This window comes from Proteus sp. fly-1008, assembly GCF_040140305.1.
In the GTDB taxonomy this organism is placed as follows: Bacteria; Pseudomonadota; Gammaproteobacteria; order Enterobacterales; family Enterobacteriaceae; genus Proteus; species Proteus vulgaris_B.
Map to the genome: position 1 here is coordinate 155604 of NZ_JBEEWH010000002.1, position 20326 is coordinate 175929.

At 37.9% G+C, this 20326-nt stretch carries 15 protein-coding genes and 1 pseudogene; 13 read left to right on the forward strand and 3 right to left on the reverse strand.

From position 1 onward, the window contains the following. Positions 1 to 235 precede the first annotated feature (235 nt). From ABN256_RS05310 to ABN256_RS05360, 11 genes and pseudogenes are all read left to right on the forward strand, one after another. On the forward strand, positions 236 to 838 hold the full coding sequence (locus ABN256_RS05310) for a peroxiredoxin C (RefSeq protein ID WP_072069413.1): 603 nt from the start codon (positions 236 to 238) through the stop codon (positions 836 to 838). Positions 839 to 1137: 299 nt separating this feature from the next. Continuing rightward, positions 1138 to 2898 carry a gamma-glutamyltransferase gene (gene ggt / locus ABN256_RS05315; RefSeq protein ID WP_072069414.1) on the forward strand — a complete coding sequence of 587 codons (1761 nt, stop codon included), beginning with the start codon at positions 1138 to 1140 and terminating at the stop codon, positions 2896 to 2898. Positions 2899 to 3505: 607 nt separating this feature from the next. Further along, positions 3506 to 4135 carry a ferredoxin-like protein gene (locus ABN256_RS05320; RefSeq protein ID WP_072069415.1) on the forward strand — a complete coding sequence of 210 codons (630 nt, stop codon included), beginning with the start codon at positions 3506 to 3508 and terminating at the stop codon, positions 4133 to 4135. Positions 4136 to 4188: 53 nt separating this feature from the next. Continuing rightward, the gene (locus tag ABN256_RS05325; protein ID WP_072069416.1) at positions 4189 to 6291 is read left to right on the forward strand and encodes an aldehyde ferredoxin oxidoreductase; all 2103 of its coding nucleotides are present in this window, start codon (positions 4189 to 4191) and stop codon (positions 6289 to 6291) included. Positions 6292 to 6313: 22 nt separating this feature from the next. Continuing rightward, positions 6314 to 7027 (forward strand): YdhW family putative oxidoreductase system protein, encoded by a 714-nt coding sequence (locus ABN256_RS05330; protein WP_231619329.1) that lies wholly within the window; start codon positions 6314 to 6316, stop codon positions 7025 to 7027. A gap of 66 nt (positions 7028 to 7093) precedes the next feature. Continuing rightward, positions 7094 to 7765, forward strand: a complete 672-nt coding sequence (locus ABN256_RS05335; protein WP_072069418.1) for a 4Fe-4S dicluster domain-containing protein — start codon at positions 7094 to 7096, stop codon at positions 7763 to 7765. Continuing rightward, on the forward strand, positions 7762 to 8559 hold the full coding sequence (gene phsC, locus ABN256_RS05340; protein ID WP_197269547.1) for a thiosulfate reductase cytochrome B subunit: 798 nt from the start codon (positions 7762 to 7764) through the stop codon (positions 8557 to 8559). Before ABN256_RS05335 ends, phsC begins: the two co-directional genes overlap by 4 nt. 25 nt (positions 8560 to 8584) lie before the next feature. Next, entirely contained in the window at positions 8585 to 9553 is a 969-nt protein-coding gene (gene ydhT / locus ABN256_RS05345; protein ID WP_196553532.1) for a protein YdhT, read from the forward strand. Between the two features lie 112 nt (positions 9554 to 9665). Further along, positions 9666 to 9959, forward strand: a complete 294-nt coding sequence (locus ABN256_RS05350; protein WP_164525946.1) for a helix-turn-helix domain-containing protein — start codon at positions 9666 to 9668, stop codon at positions 9957 to 9959. A gap of 56 nt (positions 9960 to 10015) precedes the next feature. Beyond that, positions 10016 to 10183: pseudogene (locus ABN256_RS05355) on the forward strand (type II toxin-antitoxin system HipA family toxin); the annotation flags it as partial. A gap of 42 nt (positions 10184 to 10225) precedes the next feature. After that, positions 10226 to 11170 carry a type II toxin-antitoxin system HipA family toxin gene (locus ABN256_RS05360; RefSeq protein WP_231619371.1) on the forward strand — a complete coding sequence of 315 codons (945 nt, stop codon included), beginning with the start codon at positions 10226 to 10228 and terminating at the stop codon, positions 11168 to 11170. Between the two features lie 57 nt (positions 11171 to 11227). On the opposite strand, the gene brnQ is transcribed toward ABN256_RS05360, so the two are convergent. The 3 genes from brnQ to phoB all read right to left on the reverse strand — a co-directional run bounded on the left by brnQ (position 11228) and on the right by phoB (position 15062). Continuing rightward, positions 11228 to 12571 (reverse strand): branched-chain amino acid transport system II carrier protein, encoded by a 1344-nt coding sequence (gene brnQ, locus ABN256_RS05365; protein WP_197269548.1) that lies wholly within the window; start codon positions 12569 to 12571, stop codon positions 11228 to 11230. A 479-nt stretch (positions 12572 to 13050) separates the two neighbouring features. Further along, positions 13051 to 14349: a phosphate regulon sensor histidine kinase PhoR gene (gene phoR, locus ABN256_RS05370; protein ID WP_072069423.1), complete on the reverse strand. Its 1299-nt coding sequence runs from the start codon at positions 14347 to 14349 to the stop codon at positions 13051 to 13053. A gap of 23 nt (positions 14350 to 14372) precedes the next feature. Beyond that, entirely contained in the window at positions 14373 to 15062 is a 690-nt protein-coding gene (phoB, locus tag ABN256_RS05375; RefSeq protein WP_072069424.1) for a phosphate regulon transcriptional regulator PhoB, read from the reverse strand. A 219-nt stretch (positions 15063 to 15281) separates the two neighbouring features. Between phoB and sbcD the strand changes: the two genes are divergently transcribed. Both sbcD and ABN256_RS05385 read left to right on the forward strand, forming a co-directional pair. Beyond that, complete coding sequence (sbcD, locus tag ABN256_RS05380; protein ID WP_197269549.1) at positions 15282 to 16514, forward strand: exonuclease subunit SbcD; 1233 nt, start codon at positions 15282 to 15284, stop codon at positions 16512 to 16514. Further along, a complete protein-coding gene (locus ABN256_RS05385) occupies positions 16511 to 20212 on the forward strand; it encodes an SbcC/MukB-like Walker B domain-containing protein (RefSeq protein WP_349439246.1) in 3702 nt (1233 codons plus the stop codon). Before sbcD ends, ABN256_RS05385 begins: the two co-directional genes overlap by 4 nt. Positions 20213 to 20326 lie beyond the last annotated feature (114 nt).

The following is a 20326-nucleotide window of genomic DNA, read 5'->3' on the forward strand; positions in this document are numbered from 1 at the left end:
GTCGCTAGGAGCATACAATAGTATGTGACTAGTGCGAATGAACGCAGTCAACAACGCTACAACTTGAAATATGACGAGATTCTTACTCTAAATAGTTCGAGGTGTAGCTAGGCGACAAGTAAATGAGTCGCTAGGAGCATACAATAGTATGTGACTAGTGCGAATGAACGCAGTCAACAACGCTACAACTTGAAATATGACGAATATAAACTCTTTCAATTTACAGGAGTACATTATGGTTCTGGTTACTCGCAAAGCCCCTGATTTCACAGCGGCAGCCGTTTTAGGTAATGGCGAAATTGTTAACGATTTCAACCTGCATTCATTTATCAAAGGCAAACCTGCCGTTATTTTCTTCTGGCCAATGGATTTTACTTTTGTTTGCCCTTCAGAGCTGATTGCATTTGATCACCGTTTTGAAGAGTTCAAAAAGCGCGGTGTCGAAATCATCGGTGTTTCTATGGACTCAGAATTCGTTCATAACGCATGGCGTAAAACCCCTATTGATGACGGTGGTATTGGTGAAGTTAAATATCCAATGGTTGCTGATATCAAACACGACATCATCAAAGCTTACGGCATCGAACACCCAGAAGCGGGCGTTGCATTACGTGGTTCATTCCTGATCGACAAAGAAGGTGTTGTTCGCCATCAAGTCGTTAACGATCTGCCATTAGGTCGTAATATCGATGAAATGATCCGTATGGTTGACGCACTGCAATTCCACGAAGAACACGGCGAAGTTTGCCCTGCTCAGTGGGAAAAAGGTCAAGAAGGTATGGGCGCATCTCCAGACGGCGTTGCTAAATACCTAAAAGCGAACTCTGGCAAGCTGTAATATTTCAGTAAGCTAATATCTTTCTAAAAGCCTGTGAAAACAGGCTTTTTTATTGTATCGCCACATTTATCTATTCTTAGATTATCTCCTTATTACTATTATTAATTATCCATAATCTTATTATTTTCCAGCTTAAAGAGAATTTTGTGATCATCACATCAAAAAAAATTCTCCTTAGCAATAACCTCTCTCTATACTTATTGTTACGCAATTGTTAATTAATATTAATAACAGCGTATACCACTCCTATTTTATTTGTCTTTATTCAAGATAACTCACTGTTATTAATGGAGATAATAATGATTATTATAAAAAGAACTCACCTGCTGTTACTCACTGCTCTTTTTTCACATTCACTTTATGCAGCCTATGAACCTGCTGTTGAAGCACAACATGGTATGGTTGTCTCTTCTCAACATTTAGCATCTCAAGTAGGGAATGATATTTTACAAAAAGGAGGGAATGCCATTGATGCAGCCGTTGCTGTTGGTTATGCGCAAGCTGTCGTAAATGCCTGCTGTGGTAACATTGGTGGCGGTGGTTTTATGACCATACACCTTGCTGATGGCACAAATACCTTTATCAATTTTAGGGAAACAGCACCTACAGCGGCTTCTAAAAATATGTATTTAGATAAAGAAGGTAATTTAATTAAAGACGCCAGTTTATACGGTTATCTTGCGTCAGGCATACCAGGTACAGTTAAAGGACTTGATTCTGCGTTAGAAAAATACGGTACGCTATCTCGCCAAGATGTTATGGCACCTGCCATTAAGCTTGCAAGAGAAGGCTATATTTTAACGCGTGCTGATACGGATGTATTAGAAACAACAACAGAGCGCTTTAAACAAGATCCTGAATCGGCAAAAATTTTCTTAAAACCAGATGGAACGCCATGGCAGCCGGGTGATCGTCTAATTCAAACTGACTTAGCCAATACACTTGAATTGATTGCAAACCAAGGTGCTGATGCATTTTATCAAGGTGAAATCCCTAAAAAAGTTGAAGAAGCGTCGAAACAACATAATGGTCTGCTAACTCAAGAAGATTTTGCTAACTTCACGATTACAGAAACCAAACCTATCACCTGTACTTATCGAGGTTATGAGTTTATTTCTGCACCACCTCCAAGTTCAGGAGGTGTCACTATTTGTCAAACGTTGAATATTTTAGAAGGTTACGATCTTAAATCGATGGGCTTTAACTCTGCTGAATATGTTCATACTCTGACAGAAGCAATGCGCCATGCATATATGGACAGAAACACGTTTCTTGGTGATCCTCAATTTATTAAAAATCCAACAGAAAAGTTATTAAGTAAAGCTTATGCCACCGAACTTCGACAACAAATTAAACCGAATAAAGCAACGCCATCAGAAAATGTACAACCCGGCATCGCTCCTCATGAAAGTCCTGAAACAACACACTATTCGGTGATGGATAAAGACGGCAATGCAGTTTCGACCACTTACACCATTAATGGTCGTTTTGGTGCCGTTGTTATTGCCCCTGGCACTGGCTTTTTCCTCAATAATGAGATGGATGATTTTACAACCAAAGTTGGTGAAAAAAACCTCTATGGTTTAGTACAAGGCGAACGCAATAGCATTGCGCCATTAAAACGCCCACTATCATCAATGAGCCCAACGATTGTGACTAAAGAAGGCAAACCTTTCCTTATTTTAGGATCACCGGGAGGTTCACGTATTATCTCGATCACCTTACAAACGGCACTTAATATCATTGAGTTTGGAATGCCACCACAAGAAGCGGTTAATAGCCCTCGTATCCACCATCAATGGTTACCGGATGAGGTTTATTATGAGCAACGAGGATTATCAAAAGATACTTTAGAAAAGCTCTCTGCCATGGGATATAAAATGGTAGAACAAACCCCATGGGGAGCAGCTGAACTCATTATGGTTGGACTTCCTGGAGAAGAAGGTGTTATCCCTGCATCATCAGGTAATGATTCTGCTGTTTCTGGGGCAGTACGTGAAGGTTATCTTTATGGATCAAATGATGTTCGTCGCCCAGCAGGTAAAGCTGTGGGTTACTAATCACTAAACCACAGAATAATATTAATATAAGAAACCTTTTCTTGATTAGAAAAGGTTTCTTTTATTATAAAAATGATCTAGTCACGGTTTTACAATTTATTCATATATTAGTCTATTAATAATAATCAATATCAATTTTTGGTTAAATAAATAATTAACGCCAAATATCAATTTATTATTAATGTAATAATATTAGATAGAATATAAGAGCAATCCACCTTTAATTCAATTTCAATAATAGAATATATATAAATGGTATTTATTCTCCTTCTTAATTACAGATAAAAATAATAATCATTTAATTAAATTAAATTAATAGCATGCGCTATTTTTATTTCTATGATAGCAGTCACAGTATTAATTTATTAATACCCACACTATCAGAGAGGATAATAAAAATACGTAAAAAGTGGAGATAACACATTGTAAACACAAATATTTAACATTTCATCACAATGTATTTTTATCATAAAAATAGTTGAAATTTATAATATATCCCTTAACGACAGCGTTATTATATTTTTTATATAACGATAAGGCAAGCGGATAAATAATTTATCATCACAACTTATTTCTTATTAAATTAGTTAAGCGGAGATAAATATTAATGTCTGATACACATCATCGTCCAATATTAAATATTGGACTATCAAGACTAGAGTTTCTGCGAATATCCGGTAAAGGGCTTGCAGGGATCACTATAGCACCCGCATTGCTTTCTCTTTTAGGTTGTAAGCAAGAAGAAATAGACAGCGGCATCATTCAATTAACCACAACACCTAAAGGCGTTTTAGTCACTAATCGAGCACGCTGTACTGGCTGTCACCGTTGTGAAACAGCATGTACAACATGGAACGATGGAAGTGTTGGTTCTTTCTTCTCTCGAACAAAAATTCATCGCCATTTCTATTTTGGTGATAAAGGTATTGGCTCCGGTGGTGGACTTTATGGTGATTTAAACTTTACAACGGATACTTGTCGTCAATGTAAAGATCCAGAATGTATGAAGGTTTGTCCTGTAAAAGCTATCCGTTATCAAGAAGAGTTTGGCTGTATTGTCGTAGATACACGTCGCTGTATTGGTTGTGCAGCCTGTACAACGGCTTGCCCGTGGATGATGGCTACTGTCAATCCACAAACTAAAAAATCCGGCAAATGTAATTTATGTGGTGAGTGTGCATCAGCGTGCCCAACAGGCGCGTTGCAAATCATTGAATGGAAAGAAATTACTGTTTAATAAAATCCATACAATCACATCACTGAACCACATTTAGATTAGGAAGCAATATTATGATTAACGGCTGGACTGGAAATATTCTAAGAATCAATTTAACTACCGGTGCCATCACTCGTGAAAGCTCAAGTAAATTTAAATCCTTAATTGGTGGTATGGGCTTTGGTTATAAAATTATGTATGACGAAGTGGGTCCTGGAGTTAAACCTTTTGATGAAGAAAACAAAGTTGTCTTCGCTGTAGGCCCTTTAACTGGATCAGGTGCACCTTGTAGCTCTCGTGTCAATATCACCTCTCTTTCCACTTTTACTCGTGGCAATCTCGTTGTTGATGCTCATATGGGCGGTTTTTTTGCAGCATGGATGAAATTTGCAGGCTATGACTCTCTGATTATTGAAGGTAAATCAGATAAGCCTGTTTGGATCCATATTGATGATGACCAAGTATCTATTGAAGATGCCTCTTTCTTATGGGGTAAAGGCGTTCGCCAAACCACAGAAGAGTTATGTGCTCAAACAAGCCCTGAAGCTTGTGTTGCAACCATTGGCCCCGCAGGTGAAAACCTTGTACCTTTATCTGGCATCATTAATAGCCGTAACCACAGTGGTGGTGCTGGTGTTGGTGCCGTATTAGGTTCTAAAAAATTAAAAGCCATTGTGGTGGAAGGTAGCCGTGGCGTTAACGTTGCTGATCGTAAAGCATTAAAAGAGCTTAACGACTACATGATGACACAATTAATTGGCTCTAATAACAACCACGTTGTACCAAGCACACCACAATCTTGGGCGGAATATTCTCACCCAGGATCTCGTTGGACTGCGCGTAAAGGCCTTTATTGGGGAGCAGCTGAAGGCGGCCCAATTGAAACAGGTGAAATTCCTCCTGGTGATATCAATACTGTCGGTTTCAGAACCATGAAGTCTACCTTTGACTTAGGCCCTGAAGCAGAAGAATACACTGTGAAAATGGGAGGGTGTCACTCTTGCCCTATCCGCTGTATGGCACAACTTAACGTTCCACAAGCGAAAAAATTTGGTGTGCCACAAACAGGTGGTAATACTTGTGTTGCTAACTTTGTTCACACAACTATTTTCCCTAATGGCCCTAAAGATGTAGAGAAAAAAGGCGATGGTAACGTTGTTGGTAACTTAGTGGGTCTGAATATTTTTGATGATATGGGTTTATGGTGTAACTACGGCCAACTTCATCGGGACTTCACTTATTGTTACACCCACGGTGTCTTTAAACGCGTTCTTTCTGAAGAGGAATATAATGATATTCCTTGGGATAAACTTGAAGAAGGTAATCCCGAATTTATCAAAGATTTCTATTATCGCTTAGCGCACCGTAAAGGTGAATTTAGTCACCTAGCTGATGGCTCTTACCTAATTGCACAACGCTGGAACTTAGGTGAGGAGTATTGGGCGAACAAGAAAAATAAACTCTGGTCACCTATGGGCTTCCCTATTCACCACGCCAATGAAGCCTCTGCCCAAGTTGGTTCTATCGTTAACTGTATGTTTAACCGCGATGCGATGACACATACCCATATCAACTATATCGGCAGTGGTTTACCTCTGAAACTGCAAAAAGAGATTGCTGGTGAGCTATTTGGTTCTGGTGATGCCTTTGATGAAACCAAAAACTACACACCAATCAATAAAGCAAAAATTGCTTACACCAAATGGACAATTTTACGTAGTTGCTTACACGACGCAGTCACTTTATGTAACTGGGTTTGGCCAATGACGGTTTCACCTCATAAAAGCCGTAATTATCGTGGTGACTTAGAAATGGAAGCTAAATTCTTTACCGCTATTACAGGTGAACCAACAACCTCTAAAGATCTGGATTTAGCCTCCGAGCGTATCTTCACTTTACACCGTGCTTATACCGTTAAATTAATGAATACCATGGATATGCGTAACGAACATGACCAAATTTGCTCATGGGTATTCGATAAAGATCCTGATATTCCTGTTTTTACTGAAGGCACAGACAAAATGGACAGAGAAGATATGCAGCTTTCTCTCACCATGTTCTATGAAGAAATGGGCTGGGATCCACAGTTAGGTTGCCCAACAAAAGAAACGTTGGTGCGCCTTGGATTGCAAGATATTGCTGACGATTTAGCGTCTCGTGGTTTATTACCAAGTTAATCGGTAAAAGAAGGAGATCATGATGATAGAACAAAATGCATCAGCTTCTATACCACCCGATATTGCTGATGATGCAGATTTTGCGTTAGAGCAACCTGATATCTCTCGTCGCCGTTGGCTACTGCCTCTATCAGAAACAGGTGTTGGACGCAGTGCAAACACCACAACGGCGCTTAAGGAAGAACAAGCTGAAGAAATCGCAGAATTATCTGCTGAACAACATCTAGCGAATGCAATACGCCAATGTTCAAAAGAAGGTGAACTGCTAGCTATTTCAACGCTGTATGATGCGCCCTATTCTCTTACTCAAGAAGATATTGTGCAGTTAGAAACCGCGTTAAAAAGCGACGAGTTTATTGATATCGCCCATTTAAGTCTCAATGGTGAGGATTATTTTTACTCTGATGAATTTATGTCAGATAACTTCGCACAACTGCAATTATTAAATCGTCACGCTGATGTTTGCACCGCAATTGCAGGGGTTGTTCGATTTGAGTGCGAAACCTATCCTCGTCCATTGAAACAAAGCATGTTGATGTCTGAACCCTTTCATTACACAGCTTCAGAGATCGAAGATGCACTGACACTGATGAAAGACCACCCTGACTTTCAAGATATTCAGCAAGTTTTAGCGTCTAACGACGCACCTTATCTCTTTAGCAATACGTTAATGAGTTATGGAAAAGCACGAGGCTTAACTGAATGGATAGAGGTAGAACAACATGAAAATCCTTAACGTTCTATCTTATCCACGAAATGTCATGTGGGTATTACAACATCATCAGACTGAGGAGCAAAAATAATGCGTGTTTCTCGCCGTAAATTTGTAGCAGGCATGGGTTCGGTCATTTTTTTCAGTGCGCCACTAGGAAGTGCACTTGCAGCAACCGCTGAAAAGAAACCAATCCGTTATGCCATGATCCATGATGAGACGCTTTGTAATGGTTGTAATATTTGTGCCACTGCATGTCGTCGATTAAATAAAGTTCCAACGGGAATGGCAAGAATGGATATTGCTCATATTCCATTAAGCCTAAAAGAAGACAACGACAAGTACCATTTCTTTAGACACTCCTGCCAGCAATGTGAAGATGCTCCTTGTATTCCTGTATGCCCTACAGGCGCATCTTGGCGTGATGAAACCAATGGCATTGTGCGTGTAGATAAAGAAAAGTGTATTGGCTGTAGCTACTGTATATCAGCATGTCCATACCAAGTACGTTATCTTAACCCTGTGACGCATGTTGCTGATAAATGTGATTTTTGTCTTGAGTCTCGATTACAAAAAGGTTTCCCACCAATTTGTGTGAGTGCTTGTCCACAAAATGCCTTGTTATTTGGTAGAGAAGACAGCCCCCAAGTTCAAGAATGGCTTAAAACACACGATTATTATATTTATCAACTTGATGGTGTAGGAAAACCCCATCTCTATCGCCGTGTAGGGCCTCATGTTCAAGAGGAGGGTAAAGTATGAGTATCGTCAATACCATGCCAGACAGTGCCCAGTTTCAAGCCGCACTAAAAGAGTATGTTTTAATTTATACACCAGATTATTTACCGCTTTGGCTCATTGTTGCAGGTGTATTATTTGTTGGCATGCTACTCGTGCTCGCACTTCATGGCTTTTTACGTTATCGCTTTGCTACACCACATGGTCAATCACATAAAGAAGAGAAACTCTACCTTTACTCTAAGGCAGTACGTTTATGGCATTGGAGTAATGCCTCTTTATTTATTTTATTGCTCCTTAGTGGTGGCATTAACCATTTCGCTCTACTTTCTGCTCACGATACAGCCTTATTAGTTAGTGTGCATGAGATCTGTGGTTATCTCCTCTTAGTGTGCTGGTTATCTTTTGTGTTAATTAATCTTGTCGGCGGTAATGGTAAATTTTATCGCATTGATGGTAAAAACTGGTTTCAACGTGCTTTTATGCAAACTCGTTTTTATCTCTATGGGATTATTAAAGGAGAAGATCACCCTTTCCCAGCGACTCCTAATGTGAAATTTAACCCACTGCAACAAATGGCTTATTTAGGTGTGATGTATGCATTAGTTCCACTACTTTTGATAACCGGTGTTTTACTTCAAAATCCAGCGTTTATTCCTGCTGATGCTGTAACGTTTAAAGCTTGGTTATTAATTGCACACCAAATATTAGCGGTATGTAGTGTCTTTTTTATCATTGGTCACCTTTATCTGTGTACAACAGGAAAAACACCATTCCAAACATTTCGCAGTATGGTTGATGGTTATCACAGACACTAATAAAGAATTTTATTGAGGAGCTTATATGTCAGTCCCTTTAAAGGAAAATATCACATTAACAAAAGAAGACTTACGACAACTGCATGTTTCAACTTCGCTTTATCGTTGGTTTCTACGTTATTTTCCTAATGGAGGCACTTACAGTGCTATTCATTGTGAGTTAATAAAACAGCGCCGTACACAATGGATAGAAAGCTTTATTCAATATATTTATTTACGTCATTTTAACGAAGCCTCCTTTGCCAAACAGGAACAAGAAGTGATGGAAAACATCTTGTTCCTACTCGGTGATGAACAACAACAAGGCGTCACATTACAACGCTTGCCATACCACAACACCTTGCCTAGTGCTGAAAATATTCAATTCTCTACCGAATGGCATCAGTTAATCTTAAAAAGTCAGCAACTCAGCGCCGATCTCGCTTTATGTGGTAGTAATAACATTGTGGCATTTTCCGGTGATGAAAATAGTATTGCCAATACAGGCTATAGCAATCAATTGATGAATACGGGTTTTGCAGGAAAAGTGTGTAATACAGGCAATCAGTGTCGTATTGGTAGCTTAGGTGGGCGCTCTCGCATTTGTAATAGTGGCAATGATGTCAAAATTTATGCCTCAGGCAATGGTGTTCATATCGCCAATAGCGGTATGCGTAACTTTATTACAGCCTCTCAAGATCGCGCAAAAGTCACTAATACAGGTGATTTAGCGCAAATCAATGTTACTGGAAATAACTCTGTAGCAATTAATACGGGTGATAACTGTAAAGTCACGGTATCTGGCGACAACAGTATTTGTATCTCAACCGGTGATCTCCATCAGTTCTGCTTAGGAAAAGGCGGTAGTGCCGTAATTGCTTATCATGATGGGCAACGTACTCGTTTTAACATTTTCTATGAAGGTGAAGATAATATTGTTGCTGGAGTCCATTATTATTTAGATGAAAACCAACGCCCAGTAACAATGGATAATTTCACTGAAACGCATAATTAATAGAAAATCCCCACTAAAGCCACTTTCATTAAATGGATACTATAATGTCTAAAATAGCTAATTTATGCTATAATTAGACATTATAGTATCCATTTAATACTTAGAGCTAATAATGAAACTCTCATTACTGACTGATCTCGATGTAAGTCGAGCCTTTGCTACTCATTTACGAAAACAGCGTGAAAAAGAAAAATGGTCACGCGAACAACTTGCTGAGCGCAGTACCGTCCCAGCATCAACGATTAAAAAATTTGAACTACAAGGCAAAATTTCACTACGTCAATTATTGTTACTTTGGCAATGCCTTGATGATTTAAATAATCTTTATGCCGTTGTTGACCCTAAAAAAGTCAATAAGCCTCGTATACCAAGAACGATTGAGGAGGTATTGCAAGATGAGTTTTAAGCCAACAAAACAATAATGATGTATTTTTTCAATATGATGCACACTATTTAACACAATATGGCAATAGCTCTCCTTTTAATCTGAAAAATAATACAGATTTACAAATTGCACCTAAAAAACCTCATGATAATTTGCATGGGATTTTCTCTGATAGCTTACCTGATGGGTGGGGACGATTATTACAAGACAGAATTTTTCGCCAACACGGCATACAACCACATAAAATTACAGCAATGGATAGGCTAGCCTTTGTTGGTAATAAAGGTATGGGCGGATTATCTTATTTACCTATCTCTGACTACCAATCAGATGAACATTTTGAAGTTGACTTGATTAATTTAGGGTTAGAAGCACAAGCTGTATTTGACGGGCAAACGGAAACTGTTTTATCTGAGCTTGCTATTGTTGGTAGTTCTGGAGGGGCGAGACCTAAAGCCTTACTTTATTTTAATCAAGACGACTTTAATAAATGTAAAACATATGAAGAAGAAGGTGATGAGTCATGGTTGATCAAATTTACGTCCAAAAACTTACCTCTTGGTCACGATGAAGGATTATGTGAAGCCATCTATCTCACTCTAGCAAAAGAACTAGAGCTTAATCCTCCACAATGGCGACTTATTGACGTTCCTAAAAACAGTAATGGAAAATCTTGGCTAGCATTAAAACGCTTTGATCGTATCACAAATAGTTCTGGTAAATCAGGACGTTTAATCATGCACAGCGCATGCGGATTATTAGATGCTGATTTTAGGTTACCTTCTTTAGATTATGAAGATTTAATCAAAGTAAATCGTGTACTATGCAAATCAGTTTCAGCTGGAAAACTCCAATTTAAACGAGCCATTTTTAATCTATTCGCTTCTAATCAAGATGATCACAGTAAAAATTGGTCATTTCTACAATATGATGATGGACATTGGGAACCAGCCCCTTTTTATGATGTGACTTATAATCCCAATCCAAGAAATGAACATATCACTTCATTTGCTGGATATGGTAAAAAGCCACCATTAAATACAATAAAGCAACTTGCTGAAATTGCCGGTTTTGAAAGTTGGCAACAAGCACAAGCGTATATTCATCATACCGTTGATGTTATTGCTCGATTCTCATCACTTGCCAAAGAATATGATGTCTCCAAATTAATACGAGCAGATATAGAAAAAACACTTGCTGATCGCTTAAAAGAAAATCGACACTTGCTTTAACTCCAATAAAAAAAGGGAAACTTTCGTTTCCCTTTTTATTTTTCAAATCAACGTACTTTATTGCTTATGGATGGCTTCAGTATGGATCACTTTTTTATTCTGTGAGCCCGCCACTTTATCGTAAATGCCACATACAACAATTGTCACTAATACTGGGATCAACCATGCTAAACCTTGCTCACTTAACGGCAGTTTTGTCGCCCATTCTGGTAATAAATGCTTCAAATAATCAGAGGCTTTTATGGCATCAAAAATACCAAAAAATAAACTAACCGCCATTGCTGGTGCGATAATACGGCTTGGGTTATTCCACAATCGTAATGTGAAACTCATTAAAATAATCACAATACAAGGTGGATAAATCATAATCAGCACAGGAATAGAAAACGCGATCAGTTTGCTTAATCCTAAATTTGAAACAACAGCTGAAAATATCGCTAAAATCAGTACCAATGTACGATAAGAGATAGGCAAATAACGACTAAAGAACTCTGCACATGCACACGTTAAACCAACAGCTGTCACCATGCAGGCTAAGAAGATCAATAGAGCTAAAAAGAAGCTACCAAAGTTACCGAATGTATATTGAACATAGGCATGTAAAATATCTGCACCATCTTGGGCGCCCGGAATAATGCTGCCACTGCTAGAGCCTAATTTAAATAAACTCAAATAAATCGCAGTTAATAATATACCTGCAATAATTCCCGCCCACATAGTGTAACGCGTCAACAAGGATGAATTATCAATACCTCGAGAGCGAGCCGCATTAACAATCACGATACCAAAAACCATAGCTCCCAATGTATCCATGGTGAGGTAGCCGTTAATAAAGCCCTGAGTTAACGCCATATCTCGATAAGCTTCAGTAGCAGGAATAGCACCACCAGCAGGCCAAAATATCGCAGCAATACCCAATGCCGCCAATGCCAAAATTTTAATCGGTGCCAAAATATGACCAACGCTATCTAGTAATTTTCCCGGATAAAGCGAAATACCAATAACAATTAAAAAATAGACAATACTATAAATCAGCAATGACATTTCAGTATCACCCACTAAAGGAGCAATACCCACTTTAAAAGAGACGGTTGCAGTACGCGGTGTTGCGAAAAGAGGACCAACAGCAAGATAAGCAACAATTGCTAATAGTAACCCCATTGATTTACCAATAGGTGTACTTAATGCTTCAATGCCGCCACCAACTTTAGCTAATGCAACGATGGTTAATACAGGTAAACCGACACCAGTAATAAGAAAGCCGATTGCGGCTGTCCAAACAAATTCACCGGATTGCAAACCCACCATAGGAGGAAAAATAATATTGCCAGCACCGACAAAAAGGGCAAAGGTCATAAACCCTAATGCCAGAATATCTCTGGAAGTTAATCTATGTGCCATAAGTTTTGTTAATATGTAGTTACAATAATGGTTAAATAACGCCGAGATGACGTAACATAAAATCAACAATATCTATTTGTGCTCATATCATTATTATTCAGGATAATATCCACATATAATCATTTCATGCAGAGCAATTACGTATCAAATAGAAAAAATTGCCGATAACTGGGCACAAGTAAAACTTTTATAATGAAAAAAGGCAATAGCCAATCTAAAAACCAGAATAATCATCTAAACTATTTTTCAGTGCTAGTTATAACTATCATATATCACCGAATATACACGATATGATTTGTGCATTTTATCACCAGCAATATTGTTCATTAGCAATATTTAAAGTTCTTATTAATTAATAATATTAAAATTTAACGCTACGATATTAGTTTTTATTGACATCGAAAAGAGTGATAAAAAGACAAAAAACCTTTATCACTAATTAAATATTAGATGATAAAGGCTTTAAATAGAAAAGATGATTAGTGTACTTTTTTAGCAGATAGTAAGGTTTGAGGCAGAATAAAAGAAAACGTACTTCCACTCCCAACTTTACTTTCAATATTCAATTGTGAATGATGATGAAGCAGTGATTTTTTCACAATTGCCAACCCTAACCCTGTCCCACCAGAATGGCGAGAGCGTGCTTTATCAACACGATAAAAACGCTCTGTTAAACGTGTTAAGTGTTCAGCACTGATCCCTGACCCATTGTCGGAGACACTAAATAACATACCTTGAGGAATTTTCTTCCAGCTGACTTTTATTGTTGTGCCTTCTTCTGTGTGATTAATCGCGTTATAGACTAAGTTAGACACAGCACTGCGCAACTGCTCTTCATTACCACGTACAGCCCACTGTTCATCAATATCAAAGGTAATATGATGCTGTCCTTGGCTTAGTGAGTTCGCCTCTTGTTGTAATAAGGTTAAAATGGCGGGTATATCAACAACTTTATTTAAATCGATATGAGGAGCTGATTCAATACGGGAAAGTTGTAAGAGCTGCTTTACTAACGTATCCATCCGTTTAGCTTGTTCTTGCATTGTCATTATCGCTTTATGTTCTGCGGGTTTTTCTGCACTATTTTCTTCCATTATTTCAAGATAGCCTTGAATAACGGTTAAAGGCGTTCTTAATTCGTGACTCACATTGGCAAAGAAATCACGTCGTGCATTTTCTAGTTTATTTTTTTCTGTCACATCTCGCGCCACCATTAGACGTTGATCTTCGCTGTATGGCATCACACGAAACTCCACAATAGAACCATTATTAAGAGAAATCGTTAAAGGGTGACTAAAATCGCCTGCGGTAAAATAGTGCAAGAAATCAGGGTAACGTAATAAATTAAAAATATTTTGCCCGTTGTCTTCTGGCCACCGAAAACCTAATAGATGTTGAGCTAAGCTGTTACACCAAAAAATATTACCTTCATTAGTCATCATTACAACTGCATCAGGTAAGCTTTCAGCTCCGCTTCTAAAGCGCTTAATTAAGTCGCCTAATTCTCGACGTCGTTTACGATTACGTTGCTGTGTTTGTCGAATGCCATAAAAAATAGGCTCCCATCCTCCTCTGCCTTCTGGTGGTAAGACTGAGCGATCGAGCCATAACCATTTAGACAATTTCATCAAATTATAAGCATGCCAAACCAAAGCACTAAAAAGTGATGCCACCAGCAGCCAAGGAAGATGGCCAATAAAAAGTGATAATACAAAGGCAGGTAAGCAAAATAGACATAGCCCCCAAACGAGGGCTTTCCATGATAGTCGTTCTAACACCTGACGATTACTCCCATATTGACTTAGAAACGGGCAGAGAAGCGATATCCCGTTCCTCGTACTGTTTGTATCATTCGGTCATGACCATCTTCTTCAATGGCTTTACGTAAACGACGAATATGCACATCCACGGTACGGTCTTCGACATAAACATTCGTTCCCCAAACATAGTTTAGCAGTTGTTCTCTGCTATACACGCGTTCAGGATGCGTCATAAAAAAGTGCAGGAGTTTAAATTCAGTAGGCCCCATATCAATCGGTTTATCTTGACTAGTTACTCGATGAGAAACAGGATCAAGTGATAATCCATTGAATTCAATGATATCTTCCGCTGACATCGGTGATAAACGCCGTAAAATTGCCTTCACTCGGGCGACAAGCTCTTTAGGTGAAAAGGGCTTGATAACATAATCATCAGCACCCGTTTCTAAGCCTTGGACTTTATCTTCTTCTTCCCCTTTTGCCGTTAACATAATAATAGGAATGTCACGAGTATTACTTTCTCGCTTCATCTGTTTTATTACCTGTAAACCGGAACCTCCGGGGATCATCCAATCTAATAAAACCAGATCAGGGTAAGGATCGATAAGAAAACTCAATGCAGAATCATAATCTTCTGCTTCAATGGGTTGAAAACCATTTTGTTCTAAAACAAAACAGATCATCTCTCGAATTGCGGTTTCATCTTCAACAACAAGAATACGCCTTGCCATACTCTATCCTGTGTAATGTATATAGAGGGTCAAAATGATTATGATGCACTTTTATGACAGATTTATGACTAACCTTAACATTACTGAAATACCATGGTGTTGTTAAGGTAAATAAATCATTTTTCGGTGAAAAATCACTCAAAAAAAGGCTTACTGCTGAGTTTTCACTAAAAAAGCAAGGTGCGCTATACTCTCAGCAAATAAAAAAGAGGGATAGCAATGCGGATTATTCACACATCAGACTGGCATTTAGGGCAATATTTTTTTACTAAAACCCGCGCACAAGAACACCAACAATTTCTTGATTGGTTGTTAGTACAAATCAAAGTTTATCAAGTCGATGCCTTAATTGTTGCTGGTGATATATTTGATACTGGCTCGCCCCCAAGCTATGCCAGAGAACTGTATAACCGCTTTGTTGTTGCAATGAGAGACACACAATGCCAATTGATAATTTTAGGTGGAAATCACGATTCTGTCGCAACACTCAATGAATCTAAATCACTATTGGCGTGTTTAAATACCACTGTTATTGCCAATGTTCATACCGAAACGCCACAAGCACCGCTAATTCTTCGTAAAAAAGATAACACGCCAGGAGCCTTACTGTGTGCGATCCCCTATCTACGCCCTAGAGATATGATAACTAGCCGAAGTGGGCAATCCGGTGCTGAAAAACAAAACGCGCTAAAAGAAGCGATTGCTGATTATTATCAAGTTCAATATCAAGCAGCTCTCGATTTACGTGAACAATTAAACACCAAGATCCCTATTATTGCGACAGGCCACCTGACAACGATTGGTGCAAGTGTGACCGATTCTGTACGTGAAATATATATCGGTACTTTAGAAGCCTTCTCTGCAACCCTGTTTCCTGAATTTGATTATATTGCTCTTGGCCACATTCATCGCCCTCAAGTGGTGAATAAATCAGGGCATATTCGTTACAGTGGTTCTCCAATTCCTTTAAGTTTTGATGAGAGTGGGCAACAAAAAAGTGTCTGCCTTATCGATTTTGAGCAAGATAAATTAACTGAGCTTACACTACTCCCTATCCCCGAATTTCAGCTATTGCGCACAATTACTGGCTCATTAAAAGAAATAGCCACACAGCTTGAAAATTTAAAAAAACAATATGCTGAACCAGATATAACTATCTGGTTGGATATTGAAGTTTCTACACAAGATTATCTCAGTGATATACAAGCGCGTATTCAGGAGCTAACTAACGACCCACTTTTTGATGTGGTTTTATTAAGAAGATCCAGAAAACAACGCCAAGTGCTCATTCAAAATGAAAAAGAAACACTGACAGAATTAACGGTCTATGATGTTTTTGAAAGACGTTTAGAACAACATGATTTTGATTCAGAAGAAACTAAAACACGGTTAACCACATTGTTTAAACAAGCAGTTGAGATGGCAGAACAAGAGGATAACGAAGCAAAATGAAAATCTTAAGTCTGCGCTTTAAAAATATTAACTCCTTAAAAGGTGAATGGAAAATTAACTTTAACCAAGAGCCTTTTGTTAGCAACGGATTGTTTGCGATTACTGGCCCTACAGGTGCGGGAAAAACAACCCTTTTAGATGCTATTAGTTTAGCGCTTTATCATCGAACACCACGATTGGACAAAGTCACACAATCGCAAAATGAATTAATGACACGTCATACTGCGGAGTGTTTGGCGGAAGTTGAATTTGAAGTCAAAGGTGTCGCTTATCGTGCATTTTGGGAACAACGCCGTGCTAATTATAAAGAAGATGGCAATCTTCAGGCACCACAAGCTGAACTTGTCAAAATAAATATCACAGAGGGTGAGGACAAAATATTAGCGAGTAAGATAAGCCAAGTAAAAGAGATGATCATTAATATTACAGGGCTGGATTTTGACCGATTTACTAAATCAATGTTGCTTTCACAAGGACAATTTGCAGCATTCCTTAATGCTGATGACAAATCTCGCGCAGAGTTACTCGAAGAACTCACTGGTACAGATATTTATCGTCATATTTCCCAATTAATCTTTAAACATTGGCGTGAAGAAGAACAAACGTTAAAAACACTCAAGCAACAGGCTGAAATGATGGCATTATTAGATGAAAATGCCCGCCAAGCTTTATTAACGGAACAAACAGATCTTTTTGCCAAAGAGAGCCTATTACAAAAAGAACAACAGGAATATCAAGTAGCAAAACAGTGGCAAGAAAAAGAAATTGAACTCAATAAAAACAAAGCATTAGCGCAAACTGAGGTTAACTTAGCGCAAGAAGCATTAGTTGCTGCAAAACCTGATATTCAACGTCTTGAAAATAGCGAGCCGGCAGAAAAAATTCGCCCGATTTATGATGAAAAAAATCGCCTATTAAAAGAACAAACTTATATTGAGTCACAACTCTCAACACTAACAGCAGAAAAACAGCTTATTGAACAACAAAGCCAACCAATTAATCAGCATTTAATTGAAGCACGTGACACATTTAAACAACACGATGAGAAAAAACAGCAGATATTACAACTTATTCGCGAAAAAGTGACGCCATTAGATAATCAATTAGCCTTGCTACAACAAGATATTTCAACAAAGACACAGCAAAAAAATGCACTCGAAAAAACGCAATCAGAATATCTAGAAAAAATTCAATCAACAGCACACCAACTAACAACATCACAAAAACAAGCCAGTGAATTAAATGATTATTTAAGCCAACATACGGCTTATGCTCAACTTGCTGAAAATCTACCTTTATGGCAACGCTATTTTGAGCAATATGATGAAATCACAGAAAAATATCTTATTAGCAAAAAGAGTGAAAAAACAGAGCAAGAAAAAGAACACACTCTCAAACTCGCCTTAGAAAAAGCAACTAAAGCACTAGAGCAACAACAATACAGTCTTAATTTACAGCAACAGCAATTAAAGAAGTGGCAAACACAACTTGAGCAACAAAATAAAGCTGATGCAATTACAGATATTTCTCCTCGTTTACAGCAAATATCACAACAAAGAAATGCCCTAGCTAAACTGATGGGATTACAGGCTCAATTACAGCGAGCGATAAAAACAGAACTTCAGTACCAAAAAATTCAGTCAGAAAATCAGCAAAAAATAGTTATGCTGACTGAAAGTATCCACAAAAATGACATTGTTTTAAAAGAGAAAGAACAACATCTTAAAGATTTAAATAATAATTATCTTTTAATACGAAAGTTAGCGGAATATGAAGAAGAGAGACAACATCTAGTTAAAGATAACCCATGCCCTGTTTGTGGTTCAACAGAACATCCTTATGTTGAAAAATATAAAGAAATTAAACCAGACGAAACAAAAACACGATTAGATCTTTTAACACAACAAGTTCATACATTAACAATAGAGTTAGTGGAACAAAAAACACAATGCGCTAACTATCAAGCTCAAAACAAAAAACTCAATGAAGATAGTGAACAACTCACTCAAGATATAGCGACATTAAAACAACAATGGCAAATCTTAGCACAAGCATACGCATTGCCTGATGCTGACTGCAAAGAAGATGCGTTGACTAAATTAGATGCCAAGCTTGAGGCAGAAGATACTTTACTGAAACAAAAACAATCCAGTTATAACGTATTAGAAACCAAAATTCAGCAAGAATACAAACTGTTATCTGATGCTAAGGAGCTTTTTAATCAACAACAGCAAGCTATTCTTTATCAACAAAATGAATTTACTCAACAACAAAAAGAAGTCATCAATAAACAGCAACAAACAGCACAATATTTGCAACAACAGACACAATTAGCACAAGAAATCCAATCTCGTGTTGAACAACAAGGCTATCAGTTATGCCAATTCGAAGAAAAAACTCAATGGCTTAATGCGCGTAAAATAGAGAGTCAACAATATCAATCGACATTAAAAGCATATCAGGAATTACTGCAAATAATTCGTGAATTGTCATTAACACAAGATGAGAGAAAACGCTATTTAGCTGAAACTCAAAAAGAACTTGAGCATATCTTGATCCACTTTAAACAACTACATCAACAACAAGAACAGTTGAAAGCACAACGCCAAGCTTTATTCGGGACACAATCCACCGAAGATGCACGCAATAAATTAGAACAAAAAAGTCAGTTATTACAAAAAGTTATTGAGAAATACAGCGAAGAAAAAAACCAACTTGAAGTTCGTCTGAATCAACTTATTGGTCAATATCAGGAAAATGAAAAATCGTTACAACGGCTTCATACACTTTCACAAAGCATTATTGAGCAATATCACAATAGGTTAAAAAACAGTCCCTTTGCTGACGAAAATGCATTTTTAACATCCTTGTTATCAGTCGAAGAAAGAAACCGTTTACAAGAACAACAAAAACAACGGCTTGATAAGCTATTGCAAGAAAAAACACGTTTGGATACACAAGAAAAGGTATATCAACAACATTTGTCACAACAGCCATTATTGGCAACACAGCAAAATATCGAACAAATTAATACTCAATTATTGCTGTTAGAAACACAAATTACTCACTTACAAGAGACAAAATTTCGTATCCAAGAGCAATTACGCACTGATGAAGCAAAACGTAAAGAGCAACAAAGCCTGCTTACCCATATTTCTAAACAACAAGCTCAATTTGATGATTGGAGTTATTTAAATGAATTGGTGGGTTCTGCTTCAGGAGATAAATTTAGTCGTTTTGCTCAAGGATTAACGCTCGATCATTTAATTTATTTGGCCAATCGTCGTTTAGAAAAACTACATGGACGTTATTTCTTACAACGTAAAACACCCGCAAGTCTTGAACTACAAATTGCAGACACATGGCAAGCCGATGCTCTACGAGATACACGTACTCTCTCTGGAGGAGAAAGTTTCTTAGTTAGTTTATCGCTCGCTCTCGCACTTTCTGATTTGGTCAGTAATAAAACGCAGATTGAATCACTATTTCTAGATGAAGGCTTTGGCACACTCGATCCTGATACGCTAGATATCGCACTAGATGCACTCGATAGTCTTAATGCTTCTGGCAAAATTATTGGTGTGATTAGTCACGTAGAAGCCATGAAAGAACGCATTCCGGTACAGATCAAAGTAAAGAAAGCCGGTGGGTTAGGTATTAGCCAGCTTGCTCCTGAATTTAGATATGAAAACAAATAGAATATAAATCAATCAGTTAAAAACTAGGTCGAATATTTTGACGTAACTGATTAAATTTTTTATATATCAATAAATCACCAATAGCACCTATAGTATGTCCATAGATTAGCCCAA